This window comes from Amycolatopsis mongoliensis, assembly GCF_030285665.1.
Lineage (GTDB): Bacteria > Actinomycetota > Actinomycetes > Mycobacteriales > Pseudonocardiaceae > Amycolatopsis > Amycolatopsis mongoliensis.
The window spans coordinates 7,483,957-7,502,804 of sequence record NZ_CP127295.1; the positions used below are offsets into that span (position 1 = coordinate 7,483,957).

An 18,848-nucleotide genomic window follows, 5' to 3' on the forward strand; every position below is an offset into this window, starting at 1 on the left:
TTCCTTTCTAGCGCGGGAGGAACGGGAGGACGAAGAGGAAGGCGCCGAAGGCGACGAGTGCCGCGGAGGCGACGCGGTGGAGGTGGCGTCCGCGCAGCCGCCGGGCCAGCCGCGTGCCGAGCAGGGTGCCGGCGCCGGCCAGCACGCCCAGGACGCTGCCGAGTCCGAAGTGGACGGAGCCCTGCGCCGCGTAGCCGAGCGTCGCGAACCCCACCAGCGGGAGCTGGATCAGCTGCCCGGCCGCGATCGTCGTCAACGCCGGCACGCCGAGCGCCAGCAGCACCGGGACGAGCAGCACCGGCCCGCCCGTGCCGGTCAGTGCCGAACCGAACCCGACGGCCGCGCCGACCGCGACGGCGGCGGGCGCGGGCAGTTCGCGCGCTTCGCGGGGCCGCGCCCAGAGGTTGAAGGCACCGGAGCCGGCGGTCACCACGGCCAGGAACAGCCAGAGCACGGTGGCCGGGACGACGCCGTTAACCAGGGCGCCGGCCGCCGCGGCCGGTGCCGCGCCGAGGGTGAGCAGGCCGCCGAAGCGCCACGGCATGGCCTGGTGGCGCGCGTAGGCGGTGGTGCCGACGATCCCGGTGAACAGGAAGCACCAGCTGCTGGTGCCCGCCGCCGCGTGGATGTCGAGCCCGGCGAGCCAGGTGAGCGCGGGCGGCAGGAGGACGCCGCCGATGCCGATCGCCCCGATGAAGACGCCGACCGGCACCGCCAGCAGCAGGACGGCTAACACGGCCCGAAATGCTCGCGAAGCCGGTGCAGCCGGCGAAGCTGCGACGGGGGGAGGGCCGCGCAGCCGGCGGCGTTGTCCACAGCGGACAGCAGGTGCCGCCGGGAGGCGGCGGCCGCGGCCGGGCCGTCACCGCGGGCCAGCGCGGCGACGATCTCGCGGTGGTCGTCGGTCCACGCGCGCGGTGTGCCGGTGGCCCACGCCGTCGCCTGCGTCTCCCGCCAGACCGGCCCGGACGCCCGGGCGAGCAGCGTGGCGACCTGCTCGCGCAGGTCCGGGTTCCGGCAGACGCCGGCGATCGCGGCGTGCAGCCGGTGGTCGGTGTCGGCCGGGATCGTGTCGCCACCGGTGACCAGGGCCATTCCCGCGACGGCCTCGTGCGCCTGGTCCAGTGCCGCCGGGTCCGGGTCGGCGGCGGCGAGGGCCAGCACGGCCGGTTCGAGGACCAGCCGGGCTTCGAGCAGGTCCACGACCTCTTCGAAGGTCCGCGCGGCGCGCACGTGCCGGGCCGCGCCGGGCACCGGCGAGCCGCCGAGCACGACCGTGCCGCGCCGGCGCCGCGGCTCGACGTACCCGGCGAACTGCAGCGCGCTCAGTGCCTCGCGCACCGAAGGCCGGCTGACGTCGAACTCCCGGGCCAGCTCCAGCTCGGTGGGCAGGATGGTGCCGGCGGGCCAGCGGCCGTCGTCGACGCGGGACCGCATTTCGGCGGCGATCCGCAGCCCGGCGGTGGTGCAGCTGCTCTCCACGCGTCGGACGGTAGCACGATATGTAAGACATAACAGCGCCGAATGTCGGACCATTGGCCCGCCCTAAGGTGGCCTTGGGTGCGTCCACCGCACCGAAGGCGGCCTTGGGTGCGGTGAACGCACCGAAGGCCGCCTTGGGGCGCTAGCGCTACTTCGCGGGGACCTCGCCGAGGCGGCCGGCGACCGCGGTGGTGATCGCGCTCGCGCCGATCTCCGTGCCCGGCTTGATCCACGGCTCGTCCGGCTCCGCGCCCGCGACCTCGCGCTCGCCGATGAACTGGCCCGTCACCGGGTCGATGATCAGCTGCCGGATCTCGTGCCGGTCGTCGAGGCCGAGCGCGACGCCGGTGCGGCCGTCGAGGTTCGTCTCCGCGGCCAGCACCGTCATGCCCGGGATCTTCGCCAGCGCCCGGTACCACTGCGCCCGCAGCCCGGCCGGCATCTGCCCGGCCCGCAGGATCTCGATGCCGAAGTGGAACATCGCGGTGGGCGTCGAGCCGCGGCCCTTCGTCAGCGCCTGCAGCTTCGCGTAGAGCGCGGCCGGGTCGTGCGGCAGCGTCGCGTAGAACGCGGGACTGTCCCAGTCCGCCGGGTCGTCGCACTTCTTGGCGGGCTTGGACTTCGGGAAGAAGTCGCCGCAGCGGCCCTGCCACTGGCCCTGGTCGGTCTTGGTGATGTCCGGCTCGGGCGCCTGGGACTGCGGCACCGAGCCGCCCAGGAACTTCCCGGTGTTCAGGATCTTCCGGTTCTCCTGCCAGACGTCGTGCGCGTCGGCCGGGATCCAGCGGTCGACCTGCTGCTCCCAGAGGTACGTGTAGCCGGTCGCGTCGCCGGTCTGGACACCGCGCCCGACCCACGTGTGCTCGCCGACGTACCGGAACTGCCCGGGGCCGACGGGCTGGTCGACCGCGCCGACGCTGAGGTCGGCCGCCCGGTTCAGCACCTGGACCGCCGACATCAGCTGGATGTCGGGCCAGTTCGCGGTCGGGTTCGCGGACGGGTTCGCGCTCGGCGCCGGCGCGGCGGCCGTCGGGCCGGCGGTGGGCCCGGACGAGCCCGTCTGGACCACGACGACCGTCACCGCGACCACCCCGGCCACGGCGGCGGCGACCGGCAGGGCGAACCGGCGGGCTCGCCTCGGCCGCAGCGGGACGACCGTCGAGCCGGCGTCCAGCTCGGCCATCAGCCTCGCGCGGGCCGCGGACAGGTCGGCGGGCGCCGTGCGAGCGTCGCGGTGGAGCAGCTCGAGGGTTTCGTCGAGCTCATGCATGGGGGTTCTCCTCGGTGGGGACGAGCAGGGCCTGGAGGCGGTGGCGGACGCGGTGCAGGCGGGAGCGCACCGTGCTGGCGGGCACGCCGAGCGCCGCGGCGACTTCGGCCGGTTCGAGCCCGGCCCAGGACGTGAGCAGCAGGACGTCGCGGTCCTGTTCGGACAGCCCGGCGAGCTCGCCGGCGAGGACGCGCAGGCGCGCGGCCGCATCGACCCGGCCGGCCACCGCGGTGTCGTGGCTTTCGGCCGGGCGGTCTTCGGTGCCGGCCTTCGCGCTCAGCTGGAACCCGCGGACCTCCTGGCGCACGTGGTTGCGCAGCAGGTTGGTCGCGATCCCGTAGAGCCAGCCGCGGATCGGGGCCTTCTCCGGGTCGTAGCTGGCGCGTCTTCGCAGCGCGACGACGAACGTCTCCGCCACGAGGTCGTCGGCGGCGTGCACGCCCACCCGGCCCGCGAGGTAACCGCGCAGGGGATGGGCGTACTCGTCGAAAAGCCGCGAGAAGACCTCTTTCGGATCTCGCGCGGCGAGGTCGGGCCGGTCGAGCCGCTCCACGATTCTGGTCACGCTACTGGTTGTCGCGATCCGCCGCCCGCGTCCCCGGCGGCCCGGCCGGGTGAGACGCAGGCCACATCCGGGCCCGTTCGCCGAACAGCGCCGGGGCGTGCGGACAAGAACCGGTATGCACAGGGGAGGCGCGATGCTGCTGGCCGGGACGTGCGCCGGCGCGGTGGTGGCGATGCTCGTCGCGGCCGCCGCGGTCCGGCCGCCGGGACCCGCCGAAGCGGCCGGTCCGTCGCACCCGGCCGCGCCGTCGCTCACGACGAGCGTGGCCACGACGGCGACGTCGGCACCGCCGGAGACCGCGGCGAGGCAGCCGGGGAAGCCGGGGCCGGACGGCGCTTCGCTGGCGGCGCTGGTGCCCGGCGAGCTGAGCGTGCTCGTGCACGACCGCAAGACCGGCCGCGACGTCGTTTCCCACCGGCCGGACGCGACCTACCCCGCCGCGTCGCTGGTCGAGGTGTTCATCGCCCTGGAGGCCCTCCGGCGGGGCGAGCCCGCCGGCGAAGTCGCCGAGATGCTCTCGCGCAGCGACGGCGACATCGCCGGCCGGCTCTGGACGAAGCTGGGCGGGCCCGCGATCGTCACGTCGTGGGCGGCGCGGATCGGCCTGAAGTCGACCCGCCCGCCCGCCGAGGGCAGCCACTGGGGCAGCACCCTCGTCACCGCCGCCGACCTCGTCCGCTCCTACCGGTACCTGATGGACGAGGTCCCCGACGGCACCCGCCGGGTCGTCCTGCGTGCCCTCGACGGCGCCACCGAACACGGCGCGGACGGCTTCGACCAGTTCTTCGGCATCCCGGGAGCGGTCACCGCCACCGACTGGGCGGTGAAGCAGGGCTGGTCCTGCTGCGACCGGGGCCGCACCCTGCACACCAGCGGGCTCGTCGGCGGGCGCCGCTACATCGTCGTCGTCCTCACCGCCCAGCCCGCCGGCACCTCCTGGGCGACGGCCGCCCAGCGTGTCACGGCGGTGGTGAAAGCGCTCTCCGGTCCGCTCGGCCGGGCCTGACGCGCCCGGCGTCCACCGACGACGGACCGTTCGGCGGTACGGTTTCGTGGGTGGTGGCCGAGCACGACGTGGAGGGAGCCAGGGTGGTGGACCGGGCGAAGCCGGGGGAGCAGGTCAGGACGTCGTCCCCGGGGTCGCGGCAGCCCAGCCTGGCCGACGTCGCCGGCATGGCCGGGGTGTCGCACATGACCGTCTCGCGCGTGGTCAACGAGAGCGGGCCGGTGCGCCCGGAAACCCGCGAACGGGTCCTCGCCGCGGTGCACAAGCTCGGGTACCGGCCCAACACCGCCGCGCGGACGCTGGTCACCGGCCGGTCGGGCACCCTCGGCGTGGTCGCGCTGGAGTCGAACCTCTACGGGCCGGCGAGCACCCTGTACGGCATCGAGAACGCGGCGCGCGAGGCCGGGTACGGCGTCGCGATCTGCAGCGTCACCCGCCCGGGCCGGACGTCCATCGGCGACGCGGTGGAGAGCCTGCGCCGCCAGGCGGTGGAAGGGATCGTCGTCATCGCCCCGCACGTCACGGCCGGCCGGGCCCTGGCGGCGGTGCCCGCCGACATCCCCGTGGTGGCCGTCGGCGGCGGGGAGTCGGCACCGGTGCCGGTGATCTCGGTCGACCAGTACGACGGCGCGCGCCGCGCCACCGAGCACCTCCTGGCCCTCGGCCACCGCACGGTCTGGCACGTCGCCGGGCCGGAGGACTGGCTGGAGGCCCGCGACCGCGAACGCGGCTGGCGCGAGACCCTGGAACGACGCGGCCTGCGCGTACCGGCGGTCGTGCGCGGCGACTGGAGCCCGCGGTCGGGCTACGAGGCGGGCCGGGCGCTCGTCGGCAAGCGCGGACTGAAGGCGGTGTTCTCGGCCAACGACCAGATGGCGCTGGGCCTGCTGCGCGCGTTCACCGAGGCGGGGATCCGGGTGCCGGAGGACGTCCACGTCGCCGGCTTCGACGACGTCCCCGAGGCGGCGTACTTCAACCCCCCGCTGACGACGGTCCGCCAGGACTTCATCGAGGTCGGCCGCCGGACGTTCGGGCTCCTGGAAGACCGGATGGCGGGCGGGGACGTCCGTGCCCGGCACCTGGTGCCGGCCGAGCTGATCGTCCGCGAAAGCACCGGCCCCCGCTGACCCCTCGTGAGTGGTTAGGGCGGTTCTAACCGCCCTAACCACTCACGACAAGCCGCGGCAGGCTCGAGACTGTTAGGGCTAACACTACCTCGGCACTGATCCAACCCGGTGTTGTATCTTGACTGCTTCTGTGGAGTTGGCAAAGGATCGTGTGCGTTTCTGGTTCAGTGCCGCTCCAGGAGGTCCCCGCATGCGTGCTTCGTTCCGGGCCCTGCTCGTCGCCCTGCTCGCGCTGGTCGGCGTGCTCGTTCCGCAGGCCGCCGCGGCGCCCCCGAAAGCGGCCCACACCGTCACCTACGACGGCTACTCCTTCCTGGTCGACGGGAACCGCACCTACCTGTGGTCGGGGGAGTTCCACTCCTACCGCCTCCCGAGCCCCGACCTCTGGCTCGACATCTTCCAGAAGATGAAGGCCGCCGGCTTCAACGCGACGTCGTTGTACTTCGACTGGGGCTACCACTCGCCGCGCCAGGGCGTCTACGACTTCACCGGCGTCCGCGACCTCGACAAGCTCCTCGACATGGCCCAGCAGGCCGGGCTCTACGTCATCGCGCGGCCCGGGCCCTACATCAACGCCGAGGTCGACGGCGGCGGCTTCCCGACCTGGCTGTCCACCACCCCCGGCCACACGCGCAGCGCCGACTCCGTCTACCTGAAGTACTCCGACGAGTGGCAGACGCAGATCGACCGGATCATCGCACGGCACCAGCTGACCGACGGCACCGGCAGCGTGCTCGCCTACCAGGTCGAGAACGAGTACTACAACGGCAACGCCGACGGCCGCGCCTACATGCAGCACCTCGAGGACAAAGCCCGCGCCGACGGCATCACGGTTCCCCTGGTGGGCAACAACAACGGCACCTTCAACGCCGGCACCGCCGCGCTCGACGTCGACGCCGCCGACTCCTACCCGCAGGGCTTCGACTGCTCCAACCCGACGCGCTGGAACGGCGTCCCGGACATCAGCTACGACCACGTCCCCGGCAAGCCGCTGATCACCGCCGAGTTCCAGGGCGGCGCTTTCGACCCGTGGGGCGGCCCGGGCTACGAGAAGTGCGCACAGCTGATCAACGACCAGTTCGCGAACGTCTTCTACAAGCAGAACATCGCGGTCGGCGCCACCGGGCAGAGCTTCTACATGCTGCACGGCGGCACGTCCTGGGGCTGGAGCGCGATCCCGCAGAACTACACCTCCTACGACTACGGCGCGGCGATCACCGAAGGACGCCAGTTCGACCCGAAGTACAACGAAGACAAGCTGATCGGCTACTTCACGCAGTCCGTCGCGCCGCTGACCAAGACCGACGGCCTGGCGAGCGCACCGCTCAGCGACGCGGCCCTCACCGACACCGCCCGGATCAACCCGGACACCCGCACGCAGTTCCACACCCTGCGGCACACCGATTCGACGTCCACGGCCACGAACACCACGAGCCTCGCGCTCGACCTGGCCGCGCACGCCGGTTACACCTACGACGACCGCGCGGCGGAGATCGGCTACACCGGCACCTGGAGCCACGTCGGGCCGGAGGTGAACTACACCGGCGGCGACTACCAGCACACCGAGTCGTTCTCGGAGGTCACCGGCGACAGCGTCAGCATTCCGTTCACCGGCACCGGGATCCGCTGGGTGACCTCGAAGGACCCGAGCCACGGCGTCGCCGACGTCTACCTCGACGACGCGAAGGTCAGCACCGTCGATCTCTACGCGGCGAGCAAGCAGAACCAGGTCACCGGCTACGAGGTGCGCGGCCTGCCCGCCGGGGCGCACACGCTCAAGGTCGTCGTCACCGGGCAGAAGAACGCCAAGGCGACCGGGCCGTTCGTCGTGGTGGACGCCGTCGACCTGCTGTCGGGCAGCGCCGACTACTACCCGGTCGTCCCGCAGCAGCCAGGCACCGGCCTCACCCTGAACGGCCGCCAGTCGAAGATCGTCGTCGCCGGGTACGACCTCGGGCGGACGCGGATGCAGTACTCGACGTCGGAGATCATGACGAGCGCGGCGATCGGGAGCCGTGACGTCGCGGTGCTGTACGGCGACCAAGGCGGCCCCGGCGAGACCGTCCTGCGGCTCGCACAACAGCCGTCCGTGCAGGTCCTCAGCGGCAGCGCTACGTCCACTTGGGACGCCGCCCGCGGCGACCTGCGGCTGAACTACACCCACGACGGCCTGACGCGCGTGCTCGTCACCACACCCGGGCGGCGCCCGTTGCTCCTGCTGCTCGCCGACAAGGCGACGGCGGCGACGTTCTGGCGCCAGGACACCGCGGCGGGCCCGGTGCTGGTCCGCGGCACGCACCTGGTGCGGACCGCGGCCGACGACCACGGCACCCTGAACCTGACCGGCGACACCGGCACCGACGGCGCCTTCGAGGTCTTCGCCACCGAGAAGTCCGTGTCGTGGAACGGATCCCGGGTCGCGACCCAGCCGACGTCGAGCGGCAGCCTCACCGCCGCCGCGCCGACCGCGAAGGCCGTGACGCTCCCCGCCTTGAGCGGCTGGAAGCACCAGCAGGAGTCGCCGGAAAGCCAGCCCGGCTTCGACGACTCGGCCTGGCCGGTGGCCGACAAGGACACGTCCAACAGCTCGACCGCGGTCGGCACGAAACCGGTCCTCTTCGCCGACGATTACGGCTTCCACGCCGGCAACACCTGGTACCGCGGCCGGTTCACCGCCGACGGCAAGCAGACCGGGATCACGCTGTCGAGCCAGAGCGGCGGGCCGGCGGGCGCTTTTTCGGCGTGGCTCAACGGCGTCTTCCTCGGCAGCTCGAAGGACCCGCAGCACACGTTCCCCTTCCCGGCGGGCACGCTGCGCGCGGGGGAGAACGAGATCTCCGTGCTGACCGTGAACATGGGCCACGAGGAGGACTACGGGGCGAACAACGGCAACAAGGCCGCGCGCGGGCTCACCTCCGCGCGGCTGACCGGCTCGCCGCTGACGTCGGTGACCTGGCGGCTGCAGGGCGTCCGCGGCGGCGAGACCGGGCTCGATCCGGTGCGCGGCCCGCTCAACACCGGTGGCCTGTACGGCGAGCGCGCGGGCTGGTCGCTGCCCGGCTTCCCCGACGCTCGCTGGGCGTCGACCTCCCTGCCGGCCAAGGACACCACCCCGGGCGTGTCCTGGTACCGGACGACGGCGGATCTGGATTTGCCGCGCGGCCAGGACACCTCGCTCGGCCTGACGATCACCGACGACCCCGCGCGGCAGTACCGGGCGCTGCTCTTCGTCAACGGCTGGCAGCTCGGCCAGTACGTCAACTACCTCGGACCGCAGCACAGCTTCCCGATCCCGACCGGCGTCCTGAACCCGAACGGCCACAACACGATCGCCGTCGCGGTGTGGAACCTCGACGGCAGCACGGGCGGCCTGGGCACCATCGCGTGGACGAACTACGGCAGCTACCGCTCGCCACTGACCGTCCGGCAGAACGCCTCGCCCGGCTTCGACCCCGGGCGGTACGCGATGCCGGCGGCGCCGACGGCGGCGGTCTCGCTGACCGCGCCGGACACCGCGTCGGGCGGTCAGCGGTTCACCGCCACGGCGACGGTCCGGGTGCCCGCGGGCGCGCCGCCGGCGTTCGACGTGAAGCCGGTGCTGACGGCCCCGGCCGGGTGGACGGTCGGGCCCGTGTCCCCGCCTTCGGTGGCGCGGATCGACGGCGGCCGGTCGGCGACCTTCAGCTGGCCCGTCACCGCTCCCTCCACAGTGGACACCGCGGCCCTGAAGGTGGCGGTGGCGTACCGGCAGGCCGGGCGGCCGGGGTCGGTGTCCGGCGAGCGGATCGTCGGTGCCGTGCCGCCGGCGCCCCCCGCGGGCGAGGTGGCGGTGAGCTCGCTGCCGTTCCTGACGGCGACGAACGGCTGGGGCCCGGTCGAGCGCGACACGAGCAACGGCGAAGCGAACGCGGGCGACGGCAAGCCGATGACCATCGGCGGGGTGGCGTACGCGAAGGGGCTGGGCGTGCACGCGGCCAGCGACGTCCAGCTCTACCTGGCCGGCGCCTGCACCCGGTTGACGGCTTCGGCCGGCGTCGACGGCGAGACCGGAAACGGCGGAAGCGTGAGCTTCAGCGTCTCGGTGGACGGCACGACCCGGGTGACGACGCCGGTGGTCCGCGGCGGCCAGGCCGCCGTCCCGATCGACGTCGACGTCACCGGCGCCCAGGTCCTGGACCTGCTGGTGGGCGACGGCGGCGACGGCAACGGCAACGACCACGCGGACTGGGCGCTGCCGACGCTGACCTGCGTCACGCCGCCTGCCGGGTGAACTCCGGGAGGGGCCGGACGAAGAACGTCGCCCGGACCTCCCGGCGTTCGCACCACAGGTGGTACAGCGCCAGGCCGAAGATGATCGAGCCCAGCACGTTGGCGACGAAGTGCCACCAGACGCGATAGGTCGTCAGCCCCGGGCCCGGGGCGATCAGGCCGAAGAACGTCGAGAGGCCGACGGCGCGCGAGCCGGACGCCACCGACAGCGTCAGGACCAGGTGTTCCAGCCCGTGCAGGCCCTGCATCCAGACGCCCATCTTCGCCCAGCGGCGGGCGCGGGTGCCCAGCGCCCGCCGCGTGATGACCACGACGCCGGCGATCCCGGCGAGGAAGAGGAAGTTGCCGGTGAGGTGCAGCAGCTCCATCCCGAACGTCGGCCGGTCCGGCAGGAGCGTCTGCAGGCCGTTCGCGAGCCCGGTGCCCCACGGCGTCATCCACGCCGGGGAGTTCGGGTGCCCGAGCCAGTAACCGACCTGCGCGATGTGCTCCTGGACGTGCCCGAGCTGGCCGAGCACGCCGAGGCCGATCACCACGGCCGAGCCGCGGTACACCCACGGCCGCACCGGCCCGCGGTTCGCGTACGCCAGCACCCCGACCGCCGCCCCCATCGCCAGCGCCCAGAGCACCAGCAGCGTCGCTCCCGCGATGTCCCACCCGGACATCGTCTCCACCGGCATGGTCATGGCCGCCTCCCGTCCGCGTCTCGCCCAGGCTAGCCGCGGAACCGGCAGCCGAACGTCTTCGGCCGTGCGGCCGGGAATCGGGCAAACCGTTACACCACAACGCGTTCCGGCTCAACCGAGGACAAGCCGGACGGCCAGGGCGGTGATCACCGCGCTCGACGCGAGCGCCGTCACCAACCGGCCCCGCGGCCCGGTGAGAACGCGCCCGAGCAGGGCCCCGCCGCCGGCCAGGAGCGCTTGCCAGCTCGCCGAGGCGGCGAACGCGGCGAGCACGAACACGACCTGTGCGGCCGCCGAGACCGCGGTCCCGGCCCGGTCGCCGACGACCAGGGCGGTGAAGTAGACGACCGTGGTCGGGTTCACCAGCGTGATGCCGAGCAGGCTGACGTAGGCGCGACCGGGGGCGAGCGGGGTCACCGGCCGGGCGGTGGCGGCACGGTGGGAGCGCAGGGCCAGGGCGGCGCCGCGGACGGCCAGCACGACGAGGATCCCGGCCGACGCCAGCCGCAACGGCCCGGCGACCGGCGTGACGACGCCGGCGATCGCGGCGCCCCCGAGCACCGCCACCAGCGCGTACACGCCGTCAGCGGTGGCGACGCCCAGAGCCGCGGCCAGGCCGGTCCGCAGGGACGTGCGGGCGGTGAGCGCGACGAGGTAGGTCGCGACGGCGCCGACGGGGATCGCGATGCCGTAGCCGGCGAGCAGGCCGGCGAGGAGCGCGCCCGTCACGGCGCTGAGGTGATCGACCCCCGCGGACGGCACGGCTGCTGCTGGACCGGCGCGGTGGTCGCGGCGTCGGTCGGCAGGAGCGGGGTGCGGTAGGAGGTCATGCGCAGATGGTGGCGTCGTCGGGACCGGTCCGGCAACCGGATTTTCCACCCGGTGGGCGCGGGGCAGCTGTGCTTGAATCGGCCGCAGGAGCGGCCGACGCGAGAAAGGGTTTTCACGATGCGGGTCGACCTGAGCGGGAAGACGGCCCTGGTCACCGGGTCCACCCAGGGCATCGGCTCGGCGATCGCGGCGGGGCTCGCGGCCGCGGGCGCGCGGGTCGCGATCAACGGCCGGAGCGAAACCGGCGTCGCGAAGGCCATCGCGCGCCTGAAGGAGGAGTTGCCGGACGCCGACCTGGTGCCGGCCCCGGGCGACGTCTCGGACGAGGCCGGCGCGGCGCAGGTCGTCGAGGAAGTGCCGGACGCGGACATCCTGGTCAACAACCTCGGCATCTTCGGTGCCCAGGAGCCCCTCGACATCACCGACGACGACTGGCGGCGCTACTTCGAGGTCAACGTCCTGGCGGCAGTGCGGCTCACCCGCGCGTACCTGCCCGGGATGACCGGGCGCGGCTGGGGCCGGATCCAGTACATCGCCAGCGATTCGGCGATCGTGATCCCGGCCGAGATGATCCACTACGGAGTGTCGAAGACGGCGCTGCTCGGGGTTTCCCGCGGCTTCGCCAAGCACGCGGCGGGGACGGGCGTCACAGTCAACGCCGTGATCGCGGGCCCGACGCACACCGGCGGGGTCGAGGACTTCGTCTACGAGCTGGTGGACAAGGACCTGCCGTGGGACGAGGCCCAGCGCGAGTTCATGAAGAAGCACCGGCCGCAGTCGCTGCTGCAGCGCCTGATCGAGCCCGAGGAGATCGCGAACCTGGTGGTGTACCTGAGTTCCCCGTTCGCCTCGGCGACGACGGGCGCGGCCGTGCGCGTCGACGGCGGGTACGTCGACTCGATCGTGCCCTAGCCGGGTCCCGCTCCCGCCCGGAAGCACGGGGGAACCTCTGGCGGGAACGGGAGTTTTGGTGCCGGTACGGGGGCCGCCTCGCGGCGGAAGGCACGACACGGCTCCTGCGTTACCGGTATTCCGTGAAGGCAAGGGGTGAGGCCCGGGGGCACCGCCGTACCGACAGTGGGTACAACGCTTCGGCCGGGCCGGTGTTCCGCGGCCGGGCGTGACGTGCGTCGCCACCGTTCGGGGTACCCCGCGCAGGGGTCGCCCGGACGAGCGCGCGGACTGTCCCGATCGGCCGGGGTGGTTCATGATCGACTTCATGGACCACATCGAGACACCGGCGAAACCCGCCCCGGCCCTGCGCCGGGTACTCCTCGCCGCGGCGGCGGGCGCAGTGCTCGCCGCCGCGGCGTGGGTGGCACTCTGGCTGGCCATGCACCTGTGACGGTGGCTACGGCGTGACCGGGATGTTCGTCAGTCCCGACGTCGCGTTCGTGACCGTGTTGGACGCGTACACTACGTTCGGGTTCGCCGCGCACTTCGACACCGAGCTGATCTTGATCGCGTAGGCGCCGACGCCGCCCAGGTCGGACTTGTTGCCGCGCCACACGTTGCCGCAGCCGTTGTCGAAGGCGGGGGACGTGCCCGTGTTGTGGTTCTCGTAGCCGTTGGCGAACGTGCCCGGTGCGGAGAACGTGCCGGTGTTGTTCTCGATCGTGTAGCCGATGCCCTTGACGTCGATCCAGGAGTCCGCGGAGTTCTCGCCGGAGATGCCGCGGCCGTCGAAGGTGTTGCCGCGGATCAGGCCGTCGAAGGTGCCTTCCTTGACGTCGATCGGCTCGGCCGCGATGAACGGGCCGATGTGGTTGTCCAGCACCTGGATCCGGTCGCCGCGGTCGACGCCGCCGGAGTTGCCGTGGCAGGCCCAGTTCGAGTTGGCCGAGCCGAGGTAGACGCCTTCGCCGTAGCCGGGCTGCACCAGCCCGGTGTAGGTGATCGTCGAGTTCTTGAGCACGCTGTCGGCCGACGAGCGGCGGAAGTGGACCGCCTCCTCGTCGATGTGGTTGACGTTCACGCCGTCGATCGTCGTGTGCGGGGAGTTGTCGACGACGATGCCCTTCTTGGACTCCTGCACGGTGAAGCCGACGAGGTTCCAGTACGGCGCGCCGGAGAGCCACAGGCCGTAGCCCGAGTCCCAGCCCGCGGTCGGCACCGGGCAGTCCGGCGCGGCACCCGACGGGCCGTCGTTGACCAGGACCGCGTTCGCCGGGCCCGACAGCGTGATGGGCTTCGCCGCGGCGCCGGCCTTCGTCGTGAGGAACGAGCCGCGGTAGGTGCCGGCCGCGAGCTTGATCGCCTGGCCCGGTGCCGCGTTCGCCAGGGCCACCTGCAGCTGGGCGGCGGTCGAGACGGTCACGGTGTCCCCGGCGGGCGGGGGAGTCGTGGTGGTCGTCGGCGGTGTCGTGGTGATGGGCGGTGTCGTCGTGACCGGGCCGCCGCCCACGCACGGGAGCCCGTTCACCGTGCAGCCCGAGGGCAGTCCGGAGCCTGCGACGGTGAAGCCGAAGCTCACCGTGGCACCCGGCTTGACCGTGCCGTTGAAGCCGGCGTTGACGAACTTGTAGTGCTGCCCGGTCTGCGTCTTCACCGAGCTCCACGAGCTGCTCACCGACGTGCCGGCGGGCAGGTCGAACTCGACGGTCCAGCCGGTGGCGGGCGCGTCGCCGCGGTTGGCGATCGTGTACCCGGCGCCGTAGCCCCCGGTCCAGACCGAGGTCTGCGCGAAGGTGGCGGACAGGTTCGCCGCCGCGGCCTGCGCGGAGACCGCGCCGGTCAGCGCGAGCGCGGCCGAGATCGCGGCGGCGCCGAGCAGAACGGCACGACGATTTCGTGGGGACACCAAGAGCCTCCGGAGAAGGGGACAGCGGAGGTGTTGCGGCGTACACCCGGACTTTCCCTTTATAGGTCACGGATGTGACGTGCGTCAATGAGCTGAACGATCGTCACGGATGTGAACGAATCAGCCGGTGACGCTCGGCGTGCCCGTTTCGACGTGCCCGCTGAACCGCCGGAGGAACTTCGGGTCGGCGTCGAGCGTGGCGGACAGGTCGTACCAGCCGGACCCGTAGGCGACGGGGTTCCAGTCGTCGGTCACGGTCTGGCCCGCGGCCAGCGAGTACGTCCACGGGCCGTCGGTGCGGTAGTGGTTCGCGGTCACCGTGATCCTGGCGGCCGTCGTGCCGCTGTTGCGCATAGTCAGGCGCAGCTTGTTCTCGCTCGTGTAGCCGGCAGTGACGTCGACGCCCGCGCCCGCGCTGTTCGCGTCCCCGGCGAAGACCCAGCGGAACCGGTTGGGCCCGTGCACCGCGACGCCGTACTTGCCGCCGCCGTAGAGCTGGATCCGCCACGTATCGCTCACCTGCGCACCGGGCGCGACGTCGTAGGGCCACGGCCCGTCGGCCTGGCCGTCGTTGCGGTAGGCCATCAGCTGCACGGCCGCGGTGCCCGGGTTGGCGAACGTCGTGGTGAGGAGCCGGCGGTCCGCGCTCAGCGACGTCGTCACCAGCGGCCGGTACGGGAGCGCGCGGGCCGGGCGGGTGCCGGCTTCCTGCACCGGGACCTGCTGCTTGCCGGTCGCGGGCGGCGTGGGTTTCGGCAGCTTCTTCTGGGTGTCGTCGGCCTGCTTGCGCAGCGCGGCGGTGTCGGGCAGCAACGGGATCTGCACGTTCGGGGTGCCGAAGTCGAAACACGTCATCAGGTCGCCGCAGAGCGCGCGGCGCCACGCGCTGATGTTCGGCTCGGCCACGCCGGTCCAGCGCTCGAGGAACCGGATGACCGACGTGTGGTCGGTGACCTCGGAGCTGATCCAGCCACCGCGGCTCCACGGCGAGATCACCGTCATCGGCACGCGTGCGCCGAGCCCGACCGGCTTGCCGCCGATGTATTCGCCGGCCGTTCCCGGCGGTGCGATCGGGGGCGCGACGTGGTCGAAGAAGCCGTCGTTCTCGTCGTAGTCGATCAGGACCACAGTGGACTCCCACAGCTTCGGGTCGGCCCACAGGGCGTTCAGCACGGTCTGGGTGTACGCGGCGCCGTCGACCGGGCGGGCTTCGGGGTGTTCGCAGTAGCCGTAGGGTGCGACGATCCACGAGACGCGGGGGAGTGAACCGCTCGCGCAGTCGGCGGTGAACTCGGCGAGGACATGGTCGACGTCCTTGCCCTTCCCCGAATCCGGGCCCCAGGTCTTGAAGACGCTGGCGCGCCGCGAAAGGTCGCTGGAGTAGTCCTGGTGGTAGGCGTGGAAGAGCCACAGCGGGTTGTCGCCGTAGTCGCCGACGAAGGAGCCGCTCGCGTCACCGACTTCCTTGCTGGCATAGACCTTCCACGAAACGCCGTGCTGCTGAAGGCGTTCCGGATAGGTCGTCCAGCTGAAGACCGGCTGGTAGTCGGCCGGGTTGTAGTTCGCCGGGCCACCCGCCTTGCCGTCGGGGTCGACGGTGCCGGTGAACAGGTAGAGCCGGTTGGGGGTGGTCGGGCCCTGCACCGAGCAGAAGTAGTGGTCGCACAAGGTGAAGGCGTCCGCCAGTGCGCGGTGGAACGGGATGTCGCCCTGGTCGAAGTAGCCCATGGTCAGCTCGCCCTTGGCGGCCACCCACGCGTTGTTCGCGCCGCCGGCGATCGCCTGGTGCTGGTCGGCCCAGCCGTGGCCGAGGTCGCCGAGGTCCTGACCGTCCACTTTGGTGGTGTCCACGCGGAACGGCAGCAGGTACTTGCCGTCGCTGCGGCCGGGATCGGGCTGGTGGAAGACGTCCTGGCCGTTCGGCTGCACGATCGCCGAGCGGTCGCCGTAGCCGCGGACGCCCTTCATCGTGCCGTAGTAGTGGTCGAACGAGCGGTTCTCCTGCATGAGGATCACGACGTGCTCGACATCGGACAGGCTGCCGGAGACGCGGGGTTCGGCGAGGGCTTCGGCCATGCCGGGCGCCAGTGCACCGAGGGCCCCGGCGGCGGCGACCCCGCCGAGGAAGCTGCGTCGGGTGAGCTCGTGCGGGTCGGCCATCACGGGAGCCTCCAGGGGGACCTCGGCAGGGCAGCGTCAGCGTAGATGATCGAAGCTGTGCGTAAACACCGACTTTCGGGCGTAATCGCGCACTGGATGTTCATGCGCTGTTCGGTTCGCGGTCCGGCTGCGTGACACTTTCCGGTGACCCGGAGGTGAACCCGGGCCGGACGGGGAATCTCCTCCAGCACAAACCCCTGGCGCACAGGGGAGACGGCGGAAGGAGAGCACGATGAAGACCCGAATCGCCTCCTGGGTGGCGGCTGCTGCGCTCACGGTTTCCGCGGTGGTCGCCGCGGCGGCTCCGGCGTCGGCCGACCCGGTCCCGGGCAACCCGAACCAGTTCTACGCCTACTGCTCGGTCGACCTCCTCGGGGTGCCGCTGGCGTGCACCGAGACCGACGCCGCGCATTCTTCGCACATCTGCCAGTACGTCGTCACCGGCGTGGGGCTCGGCCTCGACTGCATCCTGCGCTGACCCCGCGGATTGCCCGAAAGTACCCGGTGGTCCGGACCATCGGGTACTCGTCGGAAAGAATCCGACCGGATAGCCTTGTTTTCCGGCAGGCCCGGCCTACTTTGTTGCCATCCACAACAAATAGGGTGCCGGTGAGCCGCCAGCCGTCGCCCGCGGAACGGAAGGGGCGACGACGATGTCGACCAGGAACTCCGCCCGATGGCAGCGGACCGCCCGCCTGCTGGTGGCGCCCGCGGCTCTGCTCGTGGCCGGGGCCGTGGTGGCCGCACCGCAGGTCCAGGCCGCACCCGCGGCACCGCTCGCGAGCTTCAGCGACGACTTCGACGGCCCGGCGGGCAGCGGTGTCGACGGCTCGAAGTGGGTCCACGAGACCGGCGACAACGTGAACAACCACGAGCGGCAGTGGTACACCGACGGCACCGCCAACGCGGCACTCGACGGCCAGGGCCACCTCGTGATCACCGCGAAGAAGGAAAACAGCGGGAACAACTGCTGGTACGGCGCCTGCGAGTACACCTCCGCGCGGCTCAACACCTCCGGCAAGTTCACCGCGTCGTCCGGGCACATCGAAGCCCGGATGAAGCTGCCGCGCGGGCAGGGCATGTGGCCCGCGTTCTGGATGCTGGGCTCCGACATCGGCAACGTCGGCTGGCCGCAGTGCGGCGAGATCGACATCATGGAGAACGTCGGGTTCGAGCCGAACACCGTGCACGGCACCATCCACGGCCCTGGCTACTCCGGCTCCGGCGGCATCGGCGCGGCCTACAACGGGCCGAACTTCTCCGACGACTTCCACACCTACGCGATCGACTGGTCGCAGGACAAGATCGTGTGGTCGGTCGACGGCAACGCCTACCAGACCCGCACGCCCGCCGACGTCGGCGGCAACCAGTGGGTGTTCAACCACGACTTCTTCGTGATCCTCAACCTCGCGGTCGGCGGCTACTGGCCCGGCGACCCCGACGGCAGCACCCAGTTCCCGCAGCAGCTCGTGGTCGACTACGTCCACGTGAGCTGAGCGGACCGACCAGCGGGACCGGCCTCTCCCCGTGCGCGGCGGAGGGGGGCCGGTCCCGCGCCATTTCCCGGGCGTCGGCAGCCCCGCCGCACGCTTCTGGTACAGAATCGGGACATTTCTGGTTCAGACCTGTCGAACAACCCCGACGGGCCGGCGATCTTCCCCGGACAAAGTGACCGTTGTGCGCTCACCCGGCGCACCCCGGCACCCGGAGGAAACCCATGGCCCGTACCCGCATCCCACCCGTCGCCGGCGGGCTCGCCGCCGCCGTGGCGGTGGCTCTCGCCGCGGCTTGCTGGGTCCTCTTCCCGCCCACGGTCGACGGCCGCGCGAGCGCCGCGCGGCCCGCGGTCGACCTGCCGCTGCCGTGGCCGGCCGAAGGGCAGGCGAGCGCCGAGGTCCAGGGCCTGGGCTCGCTCGGCAGCCGCGGGGAGCAGCGGCCGGTGCCGATCGCGAGCGTCACCAAGGTGATGACCGCCTACGTGGTGCTGAAGGACCACCCGCTCGCCGCGGGCGAGGCGGGCCCGCGGATCACCGTCGACGAACAGGCCGAGGCCGAGTCGACGTCGTCGGAGGAGTCGACCGCCCCGGTGCGGGCCGGCCGCGAGATCGGCGAACGGGACCTGCTGGCCCTCATGCTCGTCCCGTCCGGCAACAACGTCGCCCGGCTGCTCGCCCGCTGGGACGCGGGCAGCCAGGACGCGTTCGTCGCGAAGATGAACCGCGAGGCCGCGGCGCTCGGCATGACCAGCACCACCTACACCGGGGCCAGCGGCGTCGAGGACTCGACGACGAGCACCGCCACCGACCAGCTGCGGCTGGCGCGCGAAGCGATGAAGAACGACGTGATCCGCGCGATCGTCGCGACCGCGAGCCTGCGCGTCGACGGCGTGCCCGGCGACGTCGTCAACACCAACACCCTCCTCGGCCGCCACGGCGTGATCGGGCTGAAGACCGGCTCGTCGACCGCGGCCGGCGGTGCCCTGATGTGGGCGGCGCGGGCCCCCGGCGGGGCGCTGATCCTCGGGGTCGTCCTGCACCAGAACCCGGGTGGCAGCCCGGCGGCCGGCCTGCGGGCCGCGCTGGACACGAGCGAAGCGCTCATTTCGGCGATCCAGCGGGAACTGCCGGCGGCGACCCGGTGATCGCGACCCTC

15 protein-coding genes and 1 pseudogene are annotated in these 18,848 nt (G+C 72.3%); 8 read left to right on the forward strand and 8 right to left on the reverse strand.

Translation table 11 applies throughout. From position 1 onward, the window contains the following. Positions 1-7 precede the first annotated feature (7 nt). The 4 genes from QRX60_RS36065 to QRX60_RS36080 form a co-directional block, all read right to left on the reverse strand. Positions 8-736 (reverse strand): sulfite exporter TauE/SafE family protein, encoded by a 729-nt coding sequence (locus QRX60_RS36065; protein WP_285995914.1) that lies wholly within the window; start codon positions 734-736, stop codon positions 8-10. Then, the gene (locus tag QRX60_RS36070; RefSeq protein WP_285995915.1) at positions 730-1,482 is read right to left on the reverse strand and encodes a FadR/GntR family transcriptional regulator; all 753 of its coding nucleotides are present in this window, start codon (positions 1,480-1,482) and stop codon (positions 730-732) included. Before QRX60_RS36070 ends, QRX60_RS36065 begins: the two co-directional genes overlap by 7 nt. 148 nt (positions 1,483-1,630) lie before the next feature. Beyond that, on the reverse strand, positions 1,631-2,752 hold the full coding sequence (locus tag QRX60_RS36075) for a CU044_5270 family protein (RefSeq protein WP_285995916.1): 1,122 nt from the start codon (positions 2,750-2,752) through the stop codon (positions 1,631-1,633). Beyond that, positions 2,745-3,317: an RNA polymerase sigma factor gene (locus tag QRX60_RS36080; RefSeq protein WP_285995917.1), complete on the reverse strand. Its 573-nt coding sequence runs from the start codon at positions 3,315-3,317 to the stop codon at positions 2,745-2,747. The genes QRX60_RS36075 and QRX60_RS36080 overlap by 8 nt, the downstream gene beginning before the upstream one ends. 115 nt (positions 3,318-3,432) lie before the next feature. On the opposite strand from QRX60_RS36080, the gene QRX60_RS36085 reads away from it, so the two are divergent. From QRX60_RS36085 to QRX60_RS36095, 3 genes are all read left to right on the forward strand, one after another. Then, positions 3,433-4,323 carry a serine hydrolase gene (locus QRX60_RS36085; RefSeq protein WP_285995918.1) on the forward strand — a complete coding sequence of 297 codons (891 nt, stop codon included), beginning with the start codon at positions 3,433-3,435 and terminating at the stop codon, positions 4,321-4,323. An 83-nt stretch (positions 4,324-4,406) separates the two neighbouring features. Beyond that, a complete protein-coding gene (locus tag QRX60_RS36090) occupies positions 4,407-5,450 on the forward strand; it encodes a LacI family DNA-binding transcriptional regulator (protein WP_286003774.1) in 1,044 nt (347 codons plus the stop codon). A 190-nt stretch (positions 5,451-5,640) separates the two neighbouring features. Next, positions 5,641-9,720, forward strand: coding sequence for a beta-galactosidase (locus QRX60_RS36095; RefSeq protein ID WP_285995919.1), 4,080 nt, complete (start codon positions 5,641-5,643; stop codon positions 9,718-9,720). Here the strand turns inward: QRX60_RS36095 and QRX60_RS36100 are convergent. Further along, positions 9,701-10,405, reverse strand: coding sequence for a DUF6008 family protein (locus QRX60_RS36100; protein ID WP_285995920.1), 705 nt, complete (start codon positions 10,403-10,405; stop codon positions 9,701-9,703). The genes QRX60_RS36095 and QRX60_RS36100 overlap by 20 nt on opposite strands. A 111-nt stretch (positions 10,406-10,516) precedes the next feature. Next, complete coding sequence (locus QRX60_RS36105; RefSeq protein ID WP_285995921.1) at positions 10,517-11,134, reverse strand: LysE family transporter; 618 nt, start codon at positions 11,132-11,134, stop codon at positions 10,517-10,519. Between the two features lie 219 nt (positions 11,135-11,353). Here QRX60_RS36105 and QRX60_RS36110 point away from each other — a divergent pair, with 219 nt between their 5' ends. After that, a complete protein-coding gene (locus tag QRX60_RS36110) occupies positions 11,354-12,148 on the forward strand; it encodes an SDR family NAD(P)-dependent oxidoreductase (protein WP_285995922.1) in 795 nt (264 codons plus the stop codon). 295 nt (positions 12,149-12,443) lie between these two features. Continuing rightward, complete coding sequence (locus QRX60_RS36115) at positions 12,444-12,581, forward strand: hypothetical protein (protein WP_285995923.1); 138 nt, start codon at positions 12,444-12,446, stop codon at positions 12,579-12,581. 6 nt (positions 12,582-12,587) lie between these two features. On the opposite strand, the gene QRX60_RS36120 is transcribed toward QRX60_RS36115, so the two are convergent. Both QRX60_RS36120 and QRX60_RS36125 read right to left on the reverse strand, forming a co-directional pair. Then, a complete protein-coding gene (locus tag QRX60_RS36120; RefSeq protein ID WP_285995924.1) occupies positions 12,588-14,036 on the reverse strand; it encodes a cellulose binding domain-containing protein in 1,449 nt (482 codons plus the stop codon). A gap of 120 nt (positions 14,037-14,156) precedes the next feature. Then, positions 14,157-16,196, reverse strand: a complete 2,040-nt coding sequence (locus QRX60_RS36125) for a phosphocholine-specific phospholipase C (protein WP_285995925.1) — start codon at positions 16,194-16,196, stop codon at positions 14,157-14,159. Between the two features lie 232 nt (positions 16,197-16,428). On the opposite strand from QRX60_RS36125, the gene QRX60_RS36130 reads away from it, so the two are divergent. The 3 genes and pseudogenes from QRX60_RS36130 (at position 16,429) to QRX60_RS36140 (ending at position 18,837) form a co-directional block, all read left to right on the forward strand. After that, positions 16,429-16,674 (forward strand): hypothetical protein, encoded by a 246-nt coding sequence (locus QRX60_RS36130; RefSeq protein ID WP_285995926.1) that lies wholly within the window; start codon positions 16,429-16,431, stop codon positions 16,672-16,674. Positions 16,675-16,849: 175 nt separating this feature from the next. Continuing rightward, positions 16,850-17,689 (forward strand): annotated as a pseudogene (locus QRX60_RS36135) (glycoside hydrolase family 16 protein); the annotation flags it as partial. A 224-nt stretch (positions 17,690-17,913) separates the two neighbouring features. Then, positions 17,914-18,837 (forward strand): D-alanyl-D-alanine carboxypeptidase family protein, encoded by a 924-nt coding sequence (locus tag QRX60_RS36140; protein ID WP_285995928.1) that lies wholly within the window; start codon positions 17,914-17,916, stop codon positions 18,835-18,837. The last annotated feature ends 11 nt before the right edge of the window (positions 18,838-18,848 follow it).

What these genes read in the sequence shown, in the direction of transcription:
- QRX60_RS36075 (WP_285995916.1), bottom strand. Translation starts at nt 2,752, where the DNA reads ATGCATGAGCTCGACGAAACCCTCGAGCTGCTCCACCGCGACGCTCGC.
- QRX60_RS36085 (WP_285995918.1), top strand. Translation starts at nt 3,433, where the DNA reads ATGCACAGGGGAGGCGCGATGCTGCTGGCCGGGACGTGCGCCGGCGCG.
- QRX60_RS36095 (WP_285995919.1), top strand. Translation starts at nt 5,641, where the DNA reads ATGCGTGCTTCGTTCCGGGCCCTGCTCGTCGCCCTGCTCGCGCTGGTC.
- QRX60_RS36100 (WP_285995920.1), bottom strand. Translation starts at nt 10,405, where the DNA reads ATGACCATGCCGGTGGAGACGATGTCCGGGTGGGACATCGCGGGAGCG.
- QRX60_RS36110 (WP_285995922.1), top strand. Translation starts at nt 11,354, where the DNA reads ATGCGGGTCGACCTGAGCGGGAAGACGGCCCTGGTCACCGGGTCCACC.
- QRX60_RS36115 (WP_285995923.1), top strand. Translation starts at nt 12,444, where the DNA reads ATGATCGACTTCATGGACCACATCGAGACACCGGCGAAACCCGCCCCG.
- QRX60_RS36125 (WP_285995925.1), bottom strand. Translation starts at nt 16,196, where the DNA reads ATGGCCGACCCGCACGAGCTCACCCGACGCAGCTTCCTCGGCGGGGTC.
- QRX60_RS36130 (WP_285995926.1), top strand. Translation starts at nt 16,429, where the DNA reads ATGAAGACCCGAATCGCCTCCTGGGTGGCGGCTGCTGCGCTCACGGTT.
- QRX60_RS36140 (WP_285995928.1), top strand. Translation starts at nt 17,914, where the DNA reads ATGGCCCGTACCCGCATCCCACCCGTCGCCGGCGGGCTCGCCGCCGCC.